The organism is Metabacillus idriensis (assembly GCF_009674765.1).
GTDB lineage: Bacteria > Bacillota > Bacilli > Bacillales > Bacillaceae > Bacillus_P > Bacillus_P idriensis.
Window position 1 is genome coordinate 129399 of sequence record NZ_WKKF01000007.1, and the last position, 18486, is coordinate 147884.

Sequence of the window (18486 nt, forward strand, 5' to 3'; positions counted from 1 at the left end):
TGGATGGCAGTGGAGGTTGTATACTGGGCTCTGATTATATTAATGTTCATCATTGCGTTTGCCGGATTGGTCTATCCAATTATACCCAGCGTTATTTTCATAGTTGGGGGATTTCTTCTTTATGGAGCATTTTTTGGCTTTCAGGAATACGGATATCAATTCTGGCTGATTGAAGGTGTATTTGTAGCGGTTTTATTTGCGGCGGACTATGTATCAAATTTAATGGGGATCAAACGGGTTGGCGGAAGCAGGGCTGCGATATGGGGAAGCACGATTGGCTTATTGATAGGTCCTTTTCTAATTCCGATTGCAGGGATAATTATTGGGCCATTCCTTGGTGCAGTTATTGCTGAACTCCTGGTTCATAAAAAGGATATGAAAGAATCAGTTAAAGTCGGCCTTGGGTCATTAATCGGATTTATATCCGGAGTGTTTGCCAAAACAATTATTCAGCTGATCATGATTGGTTATTTTTTGTACGCAGTTCTATAAAAAGCTTCATAAAGAAAGACGCTTTATATTTTAAGGCTTTTAAATTGAAACAATCGGACAATTTTGGTAATCTTAATGTGACAAGCTTATGAAAGAATAAGCTTCCTATTTACATACAATTTAAGGAGGAGATTTAAATGGCTTACGAACTACCGCAATTGCCTTATGCTTATGATGCTTTAGAACCGCATATTGATAAGGAAACAATGAACATTCATCACACTAAGCATCATAATACGTATATTACAAACGTAAACGCTGCATTAGAGGGTCACGAAGATCTTCTCAGCAAAAGCGTTGAAGAACTAGTATCTAATTTAGATGCAGTTCCTGAAGCAGCACGTACTGCAGTCCGCAACAATGGCGGCGGTCATGCAAACCACAGCCTTTTCTGGACAATCCTTTCACCAAACGGCGGAGGAGCTCCATCAGGTGAACTTGCTGATAAAATCAACAGCAAATTTGGAAGCTTTGAAACATTCAAAGAGGAATTTGCTAAAGCTGGAGCAACACGCTTTGGTTCTGGCTGGGCTTGGCTTGTTGTTAACAACGGCGAGTTAGAAGTAACTAGCACTCCAAATCAGGATTCTCCTTTAATGGAAGGCAAAACGCCTATCCTTGGACTTGACGTTTGGGAGCATGCATATTACCTGAACTACCAAAACCGCCGCCCGGATTACATTTCTTCATTCTGGAATGTAGTTAATTGGGAAGAAGTTACAAGACGTTACGAAGAAGCTAAATAATGTTTCGAATGAAGCAGGAGATCTTTTAAGATCTTCTGCTTTTTTTCTGTTTCATTTAGCATACATAACTCCACCTCATAAAGAGAGACTAATGGTTAGTTAATAAAGGGGAGTTTTAATGTATGTCTAAGTTGCAGAAAATATTTGGTGAAGTAGAAGTGAATAAAGAACTAATCCTTTTGCTGATCATTGGAGGATTATATTCTTTAGGAATCGCCCTCTCAAATTCTTTTGTCAATGTGTATCTTTGGAAGCAGTCTGGCAGCTTTCTCGATTTGGGCATTTACAATCTGTCCATTGTAATCATGCAGCCAGTCACGTTTGTTATTGCAGGGAGATGGGCAAAGAAAATTGACCGGGTGATTGTTTTCAGGCTTGGTATTGCTTTTTTGGCTGTTTTTTATTTGTCAGTTCTTATAATAGGAGATAATGCGGCGAATAACATTATCTTGCTTGGAGGGCTGCTTGGAATTGGATCGGGATTTTACTGGCTGTCTTTTAATGTGCTAACATTTGAAATTACAGAACCTGAGACAAGGGATTTTTTTAACGGGTTTTTAGGAATCATGACATCCTCTGCAGGGATGATTGGTCCAATTGTCGCAGGTTTTGTGATCTCAAGGTTAACAGGTGATATCGGATATAAGTCCATCTTTTCAATCTCACTAGGATTATTTTTCTGTGCTGTTATTTTAAGTCTTTTTTTAAAAAGGAGACATGCGCACGGGAGGTATTTGCTGCTTGACGTGTTAAAGGAAAGAAAACGTAATGTCAATTGGAGAATGATCACTAACGCTCATTTTTTCCAGGGTATTAGAGAAGGAACTTTCATTTTTGTAATTGGAGTGCTGGTGTTTATTACTACAGGAAGCGAGTTTGCGTTAGGTAAATACGGACTGATTAACTCAGCTGTAGCTTTTGTGTTTTACTATTTGGCAACTCGGCTGATTACAAAAAAAATGAGGAAAAAATCAATTTTAATTGGCGGGATTTTACTGTATGCTTCCATCTTTTTGCTCCTGTTTGACCTTACATATCCAAAGCTGATCATGTATGCTATTGCGATTGCCATTGCATATCCAATGCTGCTTGTTCCTTATATTTCCCTGACATATGATGTGATTGGGCGGTCATGGAATGCAGCAGAAGCGCGAATTGAATACATTGTTGTAAGAGAACTGTTCTTGAACTTTGGGAGAATCACATCTATTCTTTTATTCATTTTTGCCGTTACAGTATTTGATGAAAAGGAAAGCATTCCAATTTTACTGGCTATTATAGGCTCCGGCCACAGTTTAATTTATTTCTTTATCCGCAAAGTGTCTTTGCTGGAAACAAATGAACCTATAAATGAGGACGGTCAAAAAAAAATGCCCGAACCGAATCTTGTAGATGGAGAATGAGCCAGCATGACATATGACAATCGTGTTACAAGTGTCGAATTTAATAGAAATTCGTCGATATTTTTCATAAACTATAACAATAGACACCTTTAAATGGTGTCTATTGTGTTTTAAAAGAAGATAAGGCGGTGCTATATGTCAGAGAAAAAGAAACGAGCGGTTCCGCTTCGCCTTAACATTTTGTTTTTCCTCGTATTTTTAGTATTTTCAGGAATGATCTTAAGGCTTGGAATTGTTCAAATTGTTTACGGCGAGGATTACCGGAAAGAAGTTGAACGGAATGAGGAAGTGAATATCAGCACTTCAGTTCCGCGGGGAAAAATCTTTGACCGGAACTACAATACAATTGTCGATAACAAACCTATTAATGCCATTACATACACCAGGTCAAATTCAACGTCACAAGAAGAACGTTTAGAAGTTGCTGCAAAGCTTGCAAAGATTTTTGACCAGGACAGAACAAATTCAAAGGAAGACCAGGAGGCATTGGAACAAGAGTTAAAAAAGATTACATTAAGGGATAAAAAAGATTATTGGATTTTAACTCGTCCAAAAGAAGCAGAAAAGAAAATTACAAAAGCGGATAGACAAAAAGTTCTTGATGGAGTCAAAAGCGATGATGACCTGTACGATCTTCAGCTTGATCGGATAACACAAAAAGATTTGCAGGATATTTCAATAGATGAATTAAAAATACTTGCGATAAAAAGAGAAATGGACAGCGGGTACGCATTAGCTCCCCAAATTATTAAAAAAGACAATATTTCAGAGCGGGAATTTGCATATATAAGCGAGCATCTGGAGGACCTGCCCGGCGTGGATATTACAACGGACTGGGAACGCCGCTACGTTCTAGACAAAACATTAAGAACGCTGATTGGCAGCATCTCTTCGTCAGAAGAAGGAATTCCCCACGATCGTCTGGATTATTACACATCCCGCGATTACAGCAGAAATGACCGGGTGGGAAAAAGTTATTTAGAGTATCAATATGAAGATATTCTTCAAGGTCAAAAAGCAAAAGCACGTAACATTACAGATAAATCAGGCAAAATTATTGAAACAGAAATTTTATCTGAAGGAAAAAGCGGAAAAGACCTGATTATGACAATCGATGTACAGCTTCAGCAGGAGGTTGAGAAGATTATCGAGGAAGAACTGCTTGCTGCTAAGAAAAAATCTGGAACAGCTTTACTTGACCGGGCATTTGTCGTCATGATGGATCCAAGAAATGGCGAAATGCTTTCAATGGCAGGAAAGCAAATTAAAAAAGATGAGAACGGAAAAATGGTTCTTGAAGATTATGCGTTAGGCGCAATGACAAGCTCATATACAATGGGTTCTGCAGTTAAAGGAGCCACTGTTCTTTCAGGTTTTGAATCAGGCGTGATCAAACCTGGAACAGTTCAGCTTGATGAACCGTTATATATTAAAGGTTCTCCGCCTAAAAAATCGTACCGGAACATGGGGAATATTGATGATCTTGAAGCTTTGCAAAGATCATCAAATGTATATATGTTCAAAACAGCGATAGCAATGGCAAACGGAAAGTATAGAAGAAACAAATCTTTGCCCCTTGATACGTCAGCTTTTTCTGTGCTCAGAAATTATTACAGTCAATTCGGATTAGGAGTAAAAACAGGTATAGACCTTCCTAATGAAGCAACCGGCTTCAAAGGGCAGGACCTGACACCCGGATTATTGCTTGATTTGTCCATAGGGCAGTACGATACGTATACACCGCTGCAAATGGCACAATACGTTTCAACCATTGCAAATGGCGGATACCGCATGAAGCCTCAAATTGTAAAAGAAATAAGGGAGCCGTCGCCTAAAGACAATCTTGGTTCCGTTATTCAATCTATAAATCCTGAAGTTTTAAACCGCCTCGATATGAAGAGTGAATACATTGACAGGGTACAGGAAGGCTTCAGGCGTGTAACTCAGGAGAAGAATGGAACAGCCTACAGTTATTTTTCAGGGGCAGATTATTTTCCTGCAGGTAAAACGGGTACCGCGCAAGCTTTCTACGACGGGCCGAATAAAGACAAATTCCTATCGCCTACATATAATTTAACACTTACAGGATATGCACCCCATAATAACCCGGAGGTTGCATTCGCTGTAGTAGTGCCATGGGCTTACGATGAGGCGAAAAATTCACACCCTATAAATAACCTGATCGGAAGACGGGTCATGGATAAATACTTTGAGCTAAAAAGCGAGCAAAGCAAAGAAGGCATTCAGGAAGGTGTAGGCCAGCCTGAAAATGCAAGGGTGATAGAAGAGGAAGAAAATGAATAGAAACTAATATAAATGAAGATAATAAAAGCACTCTGGATAGAGTGCTTTTTATTATGCTTTAGATATTCTACAAAACGCGACAGAATTATTCATGCATTTACAAAACCTTAACATTCGATTAAAACCATGTTAACACTTTAGCGTTATTGTATTACTTGTAGGACAAAAACACCACTTTGTAGGGGGAATTAAGAAATATGAAAAGCTTCAAATTTTTAGCCATGACAATTATGATTTCATCATTGCTTGCATTCGCAGCAGCTTGTGGAAATGGTGAAAGTAAAGAAGGAAACGGTTCTGAAGCCGGTACTTCTGAAGAAGCAGCTCAATTAGAAGGTGAAGTTGGAATCGACGGATCATCAACTGTTGCTCCTATCGGTGAAGCAGTATCTGAAGAATTCGCTATGGATAACAAAGATGTTAAAGCTCCTATTGGCGTATCAGGAACTGGCGGCGGCTTTGAAAAATTCGTAGCTGGTGAAACAGATATTTCTCAAGCATCACGTCCAATTAAAGATGAAGAAGCTCAAGCGGCGAAAGAAGCTGGAATTGAATATACAGAATTACAAGTAGCATTTGACGGTTTATCAGTAGTAGTTAATAAAGAAAATGACTTCATTAAAGAATTAACTGTAGAAGACTTGAAAAAGATCTGGGTTGAAGACGGCAAAGAAAAGAAATGGTCTGATATTAATCCTAAATGGCCGGATGAAACAATCAAACTTTTCTCACCTGGAACTGACTCAGGAACTTATGATTATTTCAACGAAGTAATTCTTGAAGATGAAGCAGTAGCTAAGCAGGCAACACTTTCTGAAGATGACAACGTTCTTGTAAAAGGCGTACAAAGCGATAAAACAGCAATGGGCTTCTTCGGATATGCTTATTACTTAGAAAATAAAGACACTCTAAAAGTTGTTCCTATCGTAAATGAAGAGGGAAAAGCTGTTGAACCAACTAACGAAACAGTTGAGTCTGGAGATTACAACCCGCTATCACGCCCGCTTTACATCTATGTAAATAACGCAGCAATGAAAGAAAAGCCTCAAGTTGCTGAGTATGTAAAATTCTACATGGAAAACGCTGGCGCATTAGCTGAAGAAGTTGGCTATGTAAGCCTTCCAGAAGATAAATACAAAGAACAGCTTGAAACAATCGAAGGTTTAAAATAATTTCAAAATCTAATAGATGAGAAGCATAACTGCTTCTCATCTTCCCATGTTTTGGAAAGGGGTTTTCACAATATGGCAACACAAACAAGCCAGTCTGTCAGTGAAATGATAAGAGAGAAAAAGGAAAAAAGATCCTGGTTAAGATATATAGAGAAGATCGTTCCTGCATTTCTGCTGCTGACAGCTATTATATCTGTACTTACAACGGTTGGAATTTTATTTACGCTCATAGTTGAGACATTTACGTTCTTCAGCAAAGTTTCATTTATGGATTTTATTACACAAAGAGAATGGTATCCATTCTTTGAAAGCGATCCTTCTTACGGAATTATTACATTAGTATCAGGTACGCTTCTCGTTGCATTTATTGCTATGCTGGTTGCATTGCCTATAGGCCTTGCTTCTGCTATTTATTTGAGTGAGTATGCTTCAGACCGCGTCAGAAGAATTATCAAACCGATATTAGAAGTGCTGGCAGGAATCCCTACAATTGTATATGGTTTCTTTGCACTTTCATTTGTAACACCATTGCTGCAATCCATCATCCCGGACTTAGGATTTTTTAATGCACTTAGTCCCGGCATTGTTGTAGGTATCATGATTATTCCTATGATTGCATCCCTATCAGAAGATGCGATGACTTCTGTTCCTAAATCAATGCGAGAAGGTGCTCTTGCACTTGGCTCTACGAAATTTGAAGTGGCAATGAAAGTTGTCTTGCCTGCAGCTGTGTCAGGTGTAGTTGCATCATTTGTTTTAGCTATTTCAAGAGCGATCGGAGAAACGATGATCGTAACTCTTGCGGGGGGAGCTACTCCAAAGCTTACATTTGATCCGACTGAATCAATTCAGACAATGACAGCATATATTGTACAAGTAAGTTCAGGTGATGCAGGATATGGAACAACAATTTACTATAGTATTTATGCTGTAGGTATGACGCTGTTCATCTTCACACTGCTGATGAATTTATTCGCACAGTTCATTTCTCGTCGCTTTAGGGAGGAATATTAATATGAACTACATCAATAAAGATAAAGTCGCTAAAAAAATGTCAAGCAGGCTGGCCGTTAACGGTATTTACAAAGGCATTTTCTTATTGGCTACAAGTTTTGCACTGGTCGTGCTTGCGATCCTTTTATATCGGATATTCACTCAAGGATTTAGTTATATAACTCCAGAATTCTTTCAAAACTTTGCATCAAGAAGACCATCTGCATCCGGAATTAAAGCCGCACTTGTCGGGTCATTGTGGGTAATGGCAGTTGTTATCCCGGTTGGTTTAATTCTTGGAGTTGGAACAGCGTTATATTTGGAAGAATACGCCAAGAAGAATAGATTCACAAATTTTCTGCAAATCAATATTGCTAACCTGGCAGGAGTTCCATCTATCGTTTTTGGCCTTTTGGGGTTAACAGTATTCGTTCGATTTTTTGATCTTGGAAGAAGTATTTTAGCAGGCGGATTTACAATGGCGCTGCTCGTCCTTCCAGTCATTGTTGTTGCATCACAGGAAGCAATCAAGGCTGTTCCGAAAGAAATGCGTGAAGCGTCATTTGGAATGGGGGCTACAAAGTGGCAAACGATACGTCAAGTGGTTTTGCCAGCTGCTGTACCAGGTATATTAACAGGGAGCATCCTTGCTTTCTCAAGGGCAATTGGTGAAACAGCGCCATTGCTTGTAGTTGGAGCTTTTGCGTTTGTAAACTACCTGCCTGCAAATGTTATGAGTACATTTACAGTAATGCCAATACAAATTTTCAACTGGGCTTCAAGACCTCAGGCTGATTTTCAGGATGTAGCTGCTGCAGGTATCATTGTTTTGTTCATTTTCTTGATTGTCATGAACTCAGTTGCAATTCTCATTCGTAATAAATTCCAAAAAAATTATTAAGAAAGCTTTGAAAAGGATGAAGGAGGTTTCACACGATGGAAATGACAAAAGTTGTGAAAGAGCGCAAGGAAAACGAAGAAATTGATACGATTGCTAAAATAGAAAAAAGCATCGTTTACAAAACAGATAATCTCAACCTGTGGTACGGGAATGATCAGGCATTAAAAAATATTGACCTGGACATTTATGAAAATGAAGTCACGGCGATTATCGGACCGTCCGGCTGCGGAAAGTCCACTTACATTAAAACCCTAAACCGCATGGTAGAGCTGATCCCTACGGTTCGCACATCCGGAAAAATTATCTACCGCGGGAAAAATATTTTTGATAAAGGCTATGGAGTAGAAGATTTGCGCACGCGAGTCGGCATGGTGTTCCAAAAACCAAATCCTTTTCCAAAATCCATTTATGACAATGTTGCATACGGACCAAGAATTCATGGGATCCGAGATAAAAAGACTCTTGATGCGATCGTTGAAAAGAGTTTAAAAGGTGCTGCCATCTGGGACGAAGTAAAGGACCGTCTTAAAGAAAATGCTTTTGGTTTATCAGGCGGTCAGCAGCAGCGTCTATGCATCGCCCGCTGTCTTGCAATTGAGCCTGATGTTATCTTAATGGATGAGCCTACATCTGCTCTTGACCCAATTTCAACGTTGAAAGTGGAAGAGCTTGTTCAGGAATTAAAAAAACAGTACAGTATCGTAATCGTTACTCACAACATGCAGCAGGCTGCACGTATTTCTGACCGGACAGCGTTCTTCCTGAACGGTGAAGTTGTTGAGTATTCAGAAACAGACCGCTTGTTCTCGAATCCTTCAGATAAACGTACAGAAGATTACATTACTGGACGTTTCGGATAATGTTTAAATCAATAAGTCGTGCATATGAAAAATTGCACGGCTTATTCCCATATCAATAAACGATTAATTATTATTAAAGGACCTTTTCGTAAACTTTGTGCTTTTAGAGTAAATGTTTAAAACCTTAAGTGGATTGTAGCGGAAGGAATTTGACTCCTGCGGGAAATAAGAGGGAAATGGGAGACCCCGCAGGCAAAAGCCGAGGAGGCTCCCACCCTCCCCGCGGAAAGCAAGTTCCTGCAGCGGAAAGCAACGGCCAACATTATAATTAAAAACAACAATTGATGCGAAAACAGCCTTATTAAAAAACAGATAAAATGTGGAGGTAACTAAACATGGTGGTTAGAGAGAAATTTGAATACGATTTAAAAATCCTGCGTGATCGATTAAATGAAATTGCACAGCTTACTGAAAAGGCTTTATTAGAAGCGATCCAGGCACTTGAAACGAAAAATGTAGAAGCAGCACTGGAAATCATTGAAAACGATGAGCGCATTGATGATTTAGATGAGGAAATCAACGATTTGGCAATCCTTCTTATTGCAAAACAGCAGCCGGTTGCCATTGATTTAAGGCGGATTATCGTTGCCATTAAAATCTCTAATGATGTTGAAAGAATGGCTGACTTTGCCGTGAATATCGCTAAATCAACGATTCGTATCGGTGATGAGCCATTATTCAAACCGATTGAAACAATCAAAAAAATGCATGCGCTTGCTGTTGAAATGCTTTCACTATCTGTAAAGGCATTTAACGATGAAGATGTCTTATTAGCTAAGAGAGTTGCTGATATGGACGATCAAGTAGATGATTTTTACGGACAAACGATTAGAGAGCTTTTGGAAATTATGCCGGAGCGCAAAGAGCTTATGCAGCAGATTACTCAATTAATGTTTGTATGCAGATATATTGAGCGTACTGCGGATCATGCAACAAATATTTCTGAAAGTGTCCTATATCTTGTTAAAGGCAGAAGATATGATTTAAATGCATAAACATAAAAAGAGCTTGTCACTCAGGAGTGACAAGCTCTTTTTATGTTATTTTACAAGGACATTGACAATTTCGCTGAAGGACATGCCTTTAGTAAGTTCAAATGTTCCCATACGAACCTTCGTATGATAATTTCCGTTAATGACAAATTCATTAAAATCCTTTGCAGAGGCAATGACGCCTTCTTGCTCCAGGATGTCAGAAACATCACCTGTATTCATTCCCTCTACAATTTTTAATGTGTATTTTTCATTTTGCGGCTTTTCTTCAGGCGGGGCCTCGGCTTGCTTTTGTTTTTCAATCAATGCAGTTTCTTTAAAGGCGATTAGCTCGTCATATTCTTTCGTGTCGATAGCCGTCTGGCCCTTTTTAATTAGGTATTCTTTTATATCATTTTCAGTCACTTCTTTGCTCACAACAGCAGCTGTTTTTTCATTGGTTTCTCCCATGAAATATGTAGCGGCAAGTACAGATGTAGACAAAATCATTCCAGCTGCGAATGATTGAAATCCTTTTTTGCTCATGTTAAGACCCTCTCATTCTTTCTAAGAATGGCTCCGATCTCTTTTTCGCTTAAGTATTCAGATCTTGCAATTGCTTCAGTGGATAAGCCTTGATTATGTTTCAAAATGATGCGCTGCAGGGTCTGAGGGTCGATTGAATCATTATCAGTAACCTCTAAATCATTTTGAAGAATTTCTTCTTCCAGCACTCTGACCTTTTTCTTCAGCTTATATATCTCTTGCATCGAAGAAACAGACAGGTGTTCAACTTCCTGTTCAATTTCTTTTACATGGTCTCTTTGAAAGAATGAGACGCCAATTAAAAGAATACTGACTACAAACAGGGCAATGATCATAATCTCCATATTTATTCACCTTCTAATATTTTTTCCCTTTTTCTTTATATCATAGATTTCATACATTCTAAAGCGGAATATGCAATTTGTCGAAAAATGTCTTAATTCAAGCGATTTTCTCATAGAATAATCTTATGTCATAATAATAGCAGCAATTTATTAGGAAAGGGATGAAAATCCTGGAACATCTACCTTCAATGAATCAATTAAACCACCTTCATGGGGATGCAATGACCCTATTAATGAGAACTCCATCCATGTTGTTTTTACAATGGAATATTGGAAGAAAAACGGAAATGGCGCTCTCAATCATTTGCAGCGAGGAGTATACTTCACTAAAAAAAACAATAAGGTTTTATCAAAAGAAGAAAAACTCTCTTTACTTTAAAGATTTTAGGATCTCAGATCACCATTCACACCTTTTTATAGAAGGCATAGGATCAGATGCCGGATATTATGCAGAATTGATTCTTCATACATCGGAAAATAGTACACTGACTGTTCTGAAGTCAAATGAATTAATAGTAACTTATACAAATGACAGTCAGATTGATTGGAAAGCCTATAAAGACGAACCTGATTCGTGGGAAAAGCAATTCTCAGCATATACGGTATACGACAAATAGAAGGGGTATGAGCACATGGTGAAAAACAGCATGATTATTCTTCATGCCCACCTGCCTTTCATCACAGACTATACAAATAATGAATATGAACAGCTGTGGCTTTTTGAAGCCTTGTCAGAATCCTACATTCCAATGCTTTGGAGTTTGAAGGCTGTGGAAAACCCGTCCATAACGATTTCTTTTTCTCCTACTCTTATGGAAATGCTTACAGATAAAAAGATCCAGGCAAACTATCGCCTTCACTTGGACAAAATGATGTCATTAATAAAATCAGAATTAAGCAGGGGTTTGGATGATGAGCAATCAGTCCTGAAATTTTATCTTTCTCGTTATGAGAAAATTATCAAAACCTTTGAAGAATTTGAGGGGAATATTTTAAAAGGGTATGTTGATTTATTCAATAGAAGAAAAATTGAGGTTATCACTACATGTGCAACACACGCAATTCTCCCTTTTCATTGCACAGAAGAAGGCATGAACATGCAAGTAGAAACAGGAATGAGAGTGTTTGAACATCATTTCGGAACAGCTCCGAAAGGGTTCTGGCTGCCAGAGATGGCAATCAACGCTCAAACCGTTCAAATTCTGGCTCAACAGGGAATTGAATACACGTTTGCCGATTCACCTGAAATAAAATGCCCGGCAGTAAATGATCAGGGCCTGACCATTTTTAAACGAAATAAAGAAATCGCTGGCGCTGTATGGGATAAGCATAATGGATACCCAGCACACCATGTTTACCGCGAGTATTATCGGGATGTCGGGTTTATTAGAGATTGGGATGATATTAAAGAGTTTGCATTTCTTAACAAAACAAGAATCAATACTGGACTAAAGCTTTGGAGGATTACTGGTCAGACTGAACAGAAAAAGATTTATATGGAAGAGAAGGCATTTGAACAAGCTAAAAGGGATGCCCATGATTTTTTGCAGAGGCTGGGCTCTGAAAGTGAGCTGGCTGTGATTCCATTTGATTTTGAGCTGTTCGGTCATTGGTGGTTTGAAGGGCCTGCCTTTCTATGGGAGCTGTTAAAACATGAAAGCCAATTTATTCTGCCGTCTGATTGGCTTAAGAACAAGAGCAAGGTCAAGCATGCGGACTTAGCTTTTTCTACATGGGGGAGAAACGGATACGGCGACATGTGGCTTAATGAAAAAACAGCGGAATATTTTCAGCACTTTCATTTAATCGAGAAACAGCTATTTGGCACCACTGTCAATTCCCGGGAAATGAATGCGGAAAAAAAATGGAGTCTTATTAAAGAATGGATGCTCGCCGCAAGCAGTGACTGGACATTCATGATCGGAAATGGGACTTCTGCTGATTATGGTCATAATCGGATTAGAAAGCATCTAAAGAATTATTATAAACTGAGGGAAATAACGGATGAAACACTAGATACCTATAATCAGGAACCAGATATATTTGCCTTTCTTCCATTGAAAAGAGCGGCATTTGAGAAAAAAGATCATGCTGCTGGGCCAAAAATACTGATGGTGTCTACAGAATATCCCCCAAATATTGTCGGGGGGCTCGGAAGACATGTAGATGAGCTTTCAAATGCACTTGCCGGGCAAAATTACGAGGTTGTTCTTCTTACAATAGCATCAGTTGAAAAACCTTTGTATGAAAACCCAGTACCAAATCTGCATGTCTACCGGATTCAGTCTCTTCAGCAAAAGCATAAGTCGCTTACTGAATGGACAATGAATTACAATAGTGCATTTGTTCAATTTTTATTAAAAAATAAACACATAGAATATGATATCGTGCATGTTCATGATTGGCTTACTGCAGGGGCAGGAAGAGCCATACAGAACCTTTTTAAAGTACCGCTTATTGCAACCGTTCATGCGACAGAACAGGGAAGGAACAAAGAAATCTCGACTCCGCTTCAAAAGTATATACATAGGGAAGAAAACTTGCTTGTACATTCAGCAGACCGGGTGATTGTATGCAGTGACTATATGCTGAAGGAGGTCACGGAACAATTTTACATACCATCTGAAAAACTAACTGTGATCCCTAATGGAATAAATCTTTTAAAAACTAATATGTATGATAAAAATTCACAAAAGTGCAAAGTGATATCTTTGACAGGGCAGCCTTATCTTTTCTCGATGGGAAGACTGGTCGCAGAAAAAGGTTTTGATGTCCTTTTATCTGCCTTACCGGGTATTTTGAAGCGTTTTCCTAAAATCCGCATGGTTATAGCAGGAGATGGGCCGCATCGCAACGAATATGAAAAAAAAGCGAAAGAATTGAACGTTCATAAAAATGTAACATTCCTTGGTTTTATAAATGAAGACCTTATACATATACTCCTTACGCACTGTGAGATGAATATTATTCCTAGCTATTATGAACCATTTGGGATTGTTGCACTGGAGAGCATGGCAGCAAAAAAGCTGACAATTGCTGCAAATACCGGCGGTTTAAGAGAAATTATCAAGCACAATGAAAATGGACTCCTGTTTGAGCGGGGAAATTCAAAAGCTTTGGCATCAGCTATCCTAGAGGCACTCCAACATAAAGAGCGGGCAGACCGTCTGGCTCAAAAGGGATATGAAGAAGTTTTGAGCCGTTTCGCCTATAAACATATTGTTAAAAAAGTTATTAAAGAGTACGAAGTGCTTTATCCTAAAAGATAAGGAGCTGAAAAATGTGAAAGCTGTGATCCTCGCAGGCGGAGAAGGCTGCAGGCTTAGACCTCTTACAAATCACTGCCCAAAACCAATGGTCCCAATATTAAACAAGCCTGTTATGGAATATAGCATTGAGTTATTAAAAAGACACGGCATCAAGGATATTATAATGACTGTGCATTATTTGTCATCTTCTATTCGTGCCTATTTTGGCGACGGTTCAAAATGGGGAGTCACGATCACTTACAGTGAAGACGGGATGCCACTCGGTACAGCAGGAAGTGTGAAACTGGCAGAGCAATTGCTTACCGAGTCATTTCTTGTCATCAGCGGAGATATTCTTACTGACTTTGATTTGAGGGCAGGCATACAGCATCATGAGGACCAGCTTGCAGCAGCGACTATTTTTACAAAACCGCTGGACTTGCCGATCGAGTACGGAGTGCTTTTGTCTACAGATAAAACAATGAAAAAAATGTTTGAGAAGCCTAACTGGAGCGACCTTACCCAGCATTCAATCAACACGGGCATCTATATTCTGGATCCAAAAATCTTCAGTTATTTAGAAGACTTTACTCATTATGATTTCAGTAAAGATGTGTTTCCTGCTATCTTAAAACATAATGAGAAAATCAGTATTTTTGAAGCTGAAGGATATTGGTCTGATATTGGAACGCTTGCAACATATCGCGAAGCTCAGTTTGATATGCTCAATCATAAAGTCAACCTTCCATCTAAGGGCAAAGAGATAGCAAAGGGGATCTGGATGGAGGATGGGGTAACCATTCATGATGATGTGACGTTAAAAGGGCCGATTTATATCAGCAAGAATACAATTATTCATGAAGGTGCAACAGTAGGGCCAGAGACGGTTCTCTCTGAGTCAGCCATAATCCATGAAAAATCAGAAATTACCCATTCTATTCTATGGGAAAACAGCTATGTTGGAAAATCGTGCAGTCTTGGCGGGATGATTGGACACTGTCAGATTCAGGATCATTCAGCGCTCGCTGATATCAACGAAGAGACGGTTAATGCCTGGAGAGAGTATACAAAAAGAGATTCTTAACTCTTTTCTTTTCAAACATTGAAGAAAAAAATAAAATAATGTGGAATTTCTTTTTTAAAAATGCTATTATAGTTAAGTCTGATTTAGTATAAGTTTTTTAGTTTGGAGGGAAATCAACATGCGCGTTAATCTTACACTAGCTTGCACAGAGTGCGGCGAACGTAATTACATTTCTAAAAAGAACAAACGTAATAACCCGGATCGCATGGAGCTTAAAAAATATTGCTCTAGAGAGAAAAAGGTTACTTTACACCGCGAAACAAAGTAAGCAGCAGGAATTTATTTCCTTGCTGTTTTTTTTATACCTATTCATTAATTTTTAAAGGGAGCGCTTTGGAATGCTGAAGACAAATCTTAGAAATGATGTGAAACGCAGGCTTAATTCTTTAGAAAACGATACATACGATAAGAATTGTGAACGTATAAATAAAAGACTTTTTGCTCAGCCGTACTGGCTGAAGTGCGAAACAATTGCCATCACCATTTCAAATGGCAGAGAAGTAGATACTGCCATGATTATAAAGGAGGCCTTGAGGCTGAACAAAAGAGTGGCCATACCTAAATGTTATCCCGATCAAAAAATAATGGAATTTCGCACCTTTCAGACGACTGATCAGCTAGAGACCGTTTATTTTGGGCTGAAAGAGCCTGTTGTTTCAAAAACAGCCTTTGTGCCGGCTGGTGAGATTGACCTTCTTATCGTCCCGGGAATATGCTTTGACAGAAAAGGCTACAGAATAGGGTATGGAGGCGGTTATTACGACAGATATATGACTCAGTACAGGGGTTTTTCTGTTTCACTCGCATTTGAGGCACAGTTGGTCTCTGCTGTTCCTGCTGAAGCGCACGATCTGCCTGTTAATCAAATTTTGACGGAAAACGAGGTGATTGTTGCCAGTGGCTGATCACTTATTTGCCATTCTTTTTATTCTTTTTATTTCTATCGCTGGACTTAAGCTGAAGTCGTTAACCATAAGCGGAGCCATCGCAGCGGGTTTCATTGGAATATCCATTTATGCAGGTTTTGGCTTTTCAGGATTAGTGGTGCTCGGAATTTTCTTTGGAAGTTCTAGTTTCTGGAGCAAATTTAAGCGTGATCGCAAAATGAGTACATCCGAACTGCTGGTGAAAGGAGATCAGAGAGACGCAGCTCAAGTGCTGGCAAATGGAGGTGTTTCTGCATTAATCAGTATTGTTCATGCACTTATGCCTTTTGAGGGCAGTTTCGCCGTATACAGCGCGTCTGTCGCTGCTGCAAATGCGGATACTTGGGCATCTGAAATTGGGACACTCAGCAAAAAAATGCCAAGAATGATTTTCACTTTGAAAAAGGTAAAGAAAGGAACATCAGGAGCAGTAAGTCCCCTCGGCACTGGTGCAGCGTTTGCGGGCGCTTGGTTAATAGGAATTACAGCTTATGCCGTTTTTCCAGTGCATGAAATGGATTTACTTCTTATTGTTCTTTTCGGATTCACAGGCAATCTGATTGACACGGTGCTCGGCGCTTCTGTTCAAGTGTATTATCAATGTCCAGTCTGCGGATTAAATACAGAACGATATGAGCATTGTCAGGAACGCAGCATGAAGATTAGAGGCTTTTTAAATAATGATGCTGTTAATTTCATAGCCATTTTTACGGCTGCATTTCTAGCATTACTTGTATACTGAAAGAAAATATGGATAAAAAATGGGATAGCGGCAAAAAGTATCACTAGGAGGGATGAAGATGCGAAAATTGAATTCAGTACTTCTTATGGTCCTTGGTATTCTTGCGTTTTACCAATACCGCTACCGTCTGATGAATGTCGTGCTCAGTCAGCCGAATATACGGCACTTTTTCATTCAGCTTTCCATGAGAATTCCTTTTATCAGGGAAAAATTTATGTTCCGTGCGTTTCATTAATGCTCACCTGTTGACAAACAGGTGTTTTTTTCATTATTTAATAGTTGGCGTCTTGCATCAAAAAACTGTTCTTTTTATAGAAAGAAAGTACTATTCTTTAACAAGATTCCGATAAGTTGATATAATATTTTTAAAAAGTTCGGAGAGAAGAATATGGGAATAAGCGGGGATAATCTTTTTTGGAAGTTAACCCATGAAGCTGTGACGAGACACGATTATCAGATAATCCGTTTATCAGAAGATGAACAGGAAGTATTGCTTGGACCATATAAAAATAAGGAGTTTCAAATTGTACGTTTCATTAGGATGGATCTTGATTGGGGAAGAGAGCTTCACCAGGATATTGAAAGGACTGCCGGACACATTGACCGGATACGCAAACAATCATGGAAGCATCCAATCCAATTATTAAACGTTTATATTTCAACATATCCGCCAGTGGATGAGTGGGAGTTTCGTATTGATAAACCGCATCAGGAAGGACAAACGACTATAAAATCAATTGTTGTTCATAAAGACAATGAAGCAGAAATGGTCTTTTACCTTGCACAATTGCTTGGAGTGAGCCTGTCCTCAGATAATTCACTTGATCCGAATGAAACTGCAAGGCTCAGAAGCGAGGCAATTACTTACTCAAATCGCAGAATAAAGGAAGAAAGACAGATTTTCAATTTTGGAAAACCAATCTTTACCTATTTATTTACTGCGCTGCAAATCTTAATGTTTATCCTTTTAGAAGCTGCAGGAGGAAGTCAAAACACGCAAGTATTAATTCAGTTTGGCGCTAAATACAATCCCTCGATTATAAACGGTGAATGGTGGCGTTTCTTTACTCCGATTATTCTCCATATTGGGATGCTGCATCTTCTGATGAATACGCTGGCCTTGATTTATATTGGCAGTGCGGTTGAGAGGATGTACGGATCTGTAAAATTTTTGTTTATTTATTTATTTGCTGGCGCAGCAGGGACGCTAGCAAGTTTTGCTTTAAGTCCCTCGATATCAGCAGGAGCTTCAGGAGCTATTTTTGGCTGTTTCGGTGCTTTGCTTTATTTAGGAATAATCAAACCAAACTTGTTTTTCAGAACAATCGGCTCAAATTTAATATTTATTATCGTGCTTAATCTCCTATTTGGCTTCGCTGTCCCTAATATTGATAATGCAGGGCATATTGGAGGCTTGCTGGGAGGGTTTTTGGCTGCACTGACCGTTCAGCTCCCTAAACAAAACAAATGGGGACTGAGACTGCTTGGAGCTTTCCTGTCCATTCTATTAATAGCCGGTGCATATATATACGGAATTCACTTTGCTTGGATTATTTGAGGACAGGAGACTGTTCTTTTTTTTAGGGTATATTCGCATAGATTGTTGTTTTTCATGATAAATGTTGTCCGTTCCTTTCCGCTCCAGGAACTTGCTTTCCGCAGGGAGCATGGGAGCCTCCTGATATGAACGAAACTGTCAAGGCTCCCACTCTAAATTGGTAATTGTCTTATTTTTGGGTAACTTTAAGAAGAGA

19 protein-coding genes are annotated in these 18486 nt (G+C 39.0%); 17 read left to right on the plus strand and 2 right to left on the minus strand.

The annotated features are described in order from the left end of the window. The first annotated feature begins 3 nt into the window (after positions 1-3). The 9 genes from GJU41_RS18695 (at position 4) to phoU (ending at position 9866) form a co-directional block, all read left to right on the plus strand. Positions 4-492, plus strand: a complete 489-nt coding sequence (locus GJU41_RS18695) for a DUF456 domain-containing protein (protein WP_154319252.1) — start codon at positions 4-6, stop codon at positions 490-492. A 137-nt stretch (positions 493-629) separates the two neighbouring features. After that, a complete protein-coding gene (sodA, locus tag GJU41_RS18700) occupies positions 630-1238 on the plus strand; it encodes a superoxide dismutase SodA (protein WP_070875465.1) in 609 nt (202 codons plus the stop codon). Between the two features lie 122 nt (positions 1239-1360). Further along, positions 1361-2641 carry an MFS transporter gene (locus tag GJU41_RS18705; RefSeq protein ID WP_070875466.1) on the plus strand — a complete coding sequence of 427 codons (1281 nt, stop codon included), beginning with the start codon at positions 1361-1363 and terminating at the stop codon, positions 2639-2641. A gap of 135 nt (positions 2642-2776) precedes the next feature. Further along, positions 2777-4945: a peptidoglycan D,D-transpeptidase FtsI family protein gene (locus tag GJU41_RS18710; protein ID WP_070875467.1), complete on the plus strand. Its 2169-nt coding sequence runs from the start codon at positions 2777-2779 to the stop codon at positions 4943-4945. Between the two features lie 197 nt (positions 4946-5142). Continuing rightward, complete coding sequence (locus tag GJU41_RS18715; RefSeq protein ID WP_070875468.1) at positions 5143-6117, plus strand: PstS family phosphate ABC transporter substrate-binding protein; 975 nt, start codon at positions 5143-5145, stop codon at positions 6115-6117. A gap of 72 nt (positions 6118-6189) precedes the next feature. Then, complete coding sequence (gene pstC, locus GJU41_RS18720) at positions 6190-7131, plus strand: phosphate ABC transporter permease subunit PstC (RefSeq protein ID WP_070875469.1); 942 nt, start codon at positions 6190-6192, stop codon at positions 7129-7131. Position 7132: 1 nt separating this feature from the next. Beyond that, positions 7133-8011, plus strand: coding sequence for a phosphate ABC transporter permease PstA (pstA, locus tag GJU41_RS18725; RefSeq protein WP_070875470.1), 879 nt, complete (start codon positions 7133-7135; stop codon positions 8009-8011). A 35-nt stretch (positions 8012-8046) separates the two neighbouring features. Next, positions 8047-8871 (plus strand): phosphate ABC transporter ATP-binding protein PstB, encoded by an 825-nt coding sequence (pstB, locus tag GJU41_RS18730; protein WP_070875471.1) that lies wholly within the window; start codon positions 8047-8049, stop codon positions 8869-8871. 335 nt (positions 8872-9206) lie between these two features. Beyond that, a complete protein-coding gene (gene phoU / locus GJU41_RS18735) occupies positions 9207-9866 on the plus strand; it encodes a phosphate signaling complex protein PhoU (RefSeq protein WP_070875472.1) in 660 nt (219 codons plus the stop codon). Positions 9867-9911: 45 nt separating this feature from the next. Here phoU and GJU41_RS18740 read toward each other — a convergent pair whose 3' ends face one another. After that, positions 9912-10388: an MltG/YceG/YrrL family protein gene (locus GJU41_RS18740; RefSeq protein WP_070875473.1), complete on the minus strand. Its 477-nt coding sequence runs from the start codon at positions 10386-10388 to the stop codon at positions 9912-9914. Further along, entirely contained in the window at positions 10385-10732 is a 348-nt protein-coding gene (locus GJU41_RS18745; protein WP_070875474.1) for a hypothetical protein, read from the minus strand. Before GJU41_RS18745 ends, GJU41_RS18740 begins: the two co-directional genes overlap by 4 nt. 221 nt (positions 10733-10953) lie before the next feature. Here GJU41_RS18745 and GJU41_RS18750 point away from each other — a divergent pair, with 221 nt between their 5' ends. The 8 genes from GJU41_RS18750 (at position 10954) to GJU41_RS18780 (ending at position 18290) form a co-directional block, all read left to right on the plus strand. Continuing rightward, on the plus strand, positions 10954-11349 hold the full coding sequence (locus GJU41_RS18750) for a DUF4912 domain-containing protein (RefSeq protein ID WP_263596934.1): 396 nt from the start codon (positions 10954-10956) through the stop codon (positions 11347-11349). A gap of 15 nt (positions 11350-11364) precedes the next feature. Further along, positions 11365-14001 (plus strand): 1,4-alpha-glucan branching protein domain-containing protein, encoded by a 2637-nt coding sequence (locus tag GJU41_RS18755; RefSeq protein ID WP_070875476.1) that lies wholly within the window; start codon positions 11365-11367, stop codon positions 13999-14001. A 13-nt stretch (positions 14002-14014) separates the two neighbouring features. After that, positions 14015-15064: a nucleotidyltransferase family protein gene (locus GJU41_RS18760; protein ID WP_070875477.1), complete on the plus strand. Its 1050-nt coding sequence runs from the start codon at positions 14015-14017 to the stop codon at positions 15062-15064. A 118-nt stretch (positions 15065-15182) separates the two neighbouring features. Further along, a complete protein-coding gene (gene rpmG, locus GJU41_RS18765) occupies positions 15183-15332 on the plus strand; it encodes a 50S ribosomal protein L33 (RefSeq protein WP_070875478.1) in 150 nt (49 codons plus the stop codon). A gap of 70 nt (positions 15333-15402) precedes the next feature. Beyond that, complete coding sequence (locus GJU41_RS18770) at positions 15403-15969, plus strand: 5-formyltetrahydrofolate cyclo-ligase (RefSeq protein ID WP_139149069.1); 567 nt, start codon at positions 15403-15405, stop codon at positions 15967-15969. Next, positions 15962-16732 carry a DUF92 domain-containing protein gene (locus tag GJU41_RS18775; RefSeq protein WP_070875539.1) on the plus strand — a complete coding sequence of 257 codons (771 nt, stop codon included), beginning with the start codon at positions 15962-15964 and terminating at the stop codon, positions 16730-16732. The genes GJU41_RS18770 and GJU41_RS18775 overlap by 8 nt, the downstream gene beginning before the upstream one ends. A 58-nt stretch (positions 16733-16790) precedes the next feature. Beyond that, positions 16791-16967, plus strand: coding sequence for a hypothetical protein (locus tag GJU41_RS24740; protein ID WP_165970853.1), 177 nt, complete (start codon positions 16791-16793; stop codon positions 16965-16967). A gap of 153 nt (positions 16968-17120) precedes the next feature. After that, a complete protein-coding gene (locus tag GJU41_RS18780) occupies positions 17121-18290 on the plus strand; it encodes a rhomboid family intramembrane serine protease (protein WP_070875540.1) in 1170 nt (389 codons plus the stop codon). The last annotated feature ends 196 nt before the right edge of the window (positions 18291-18486 follow it).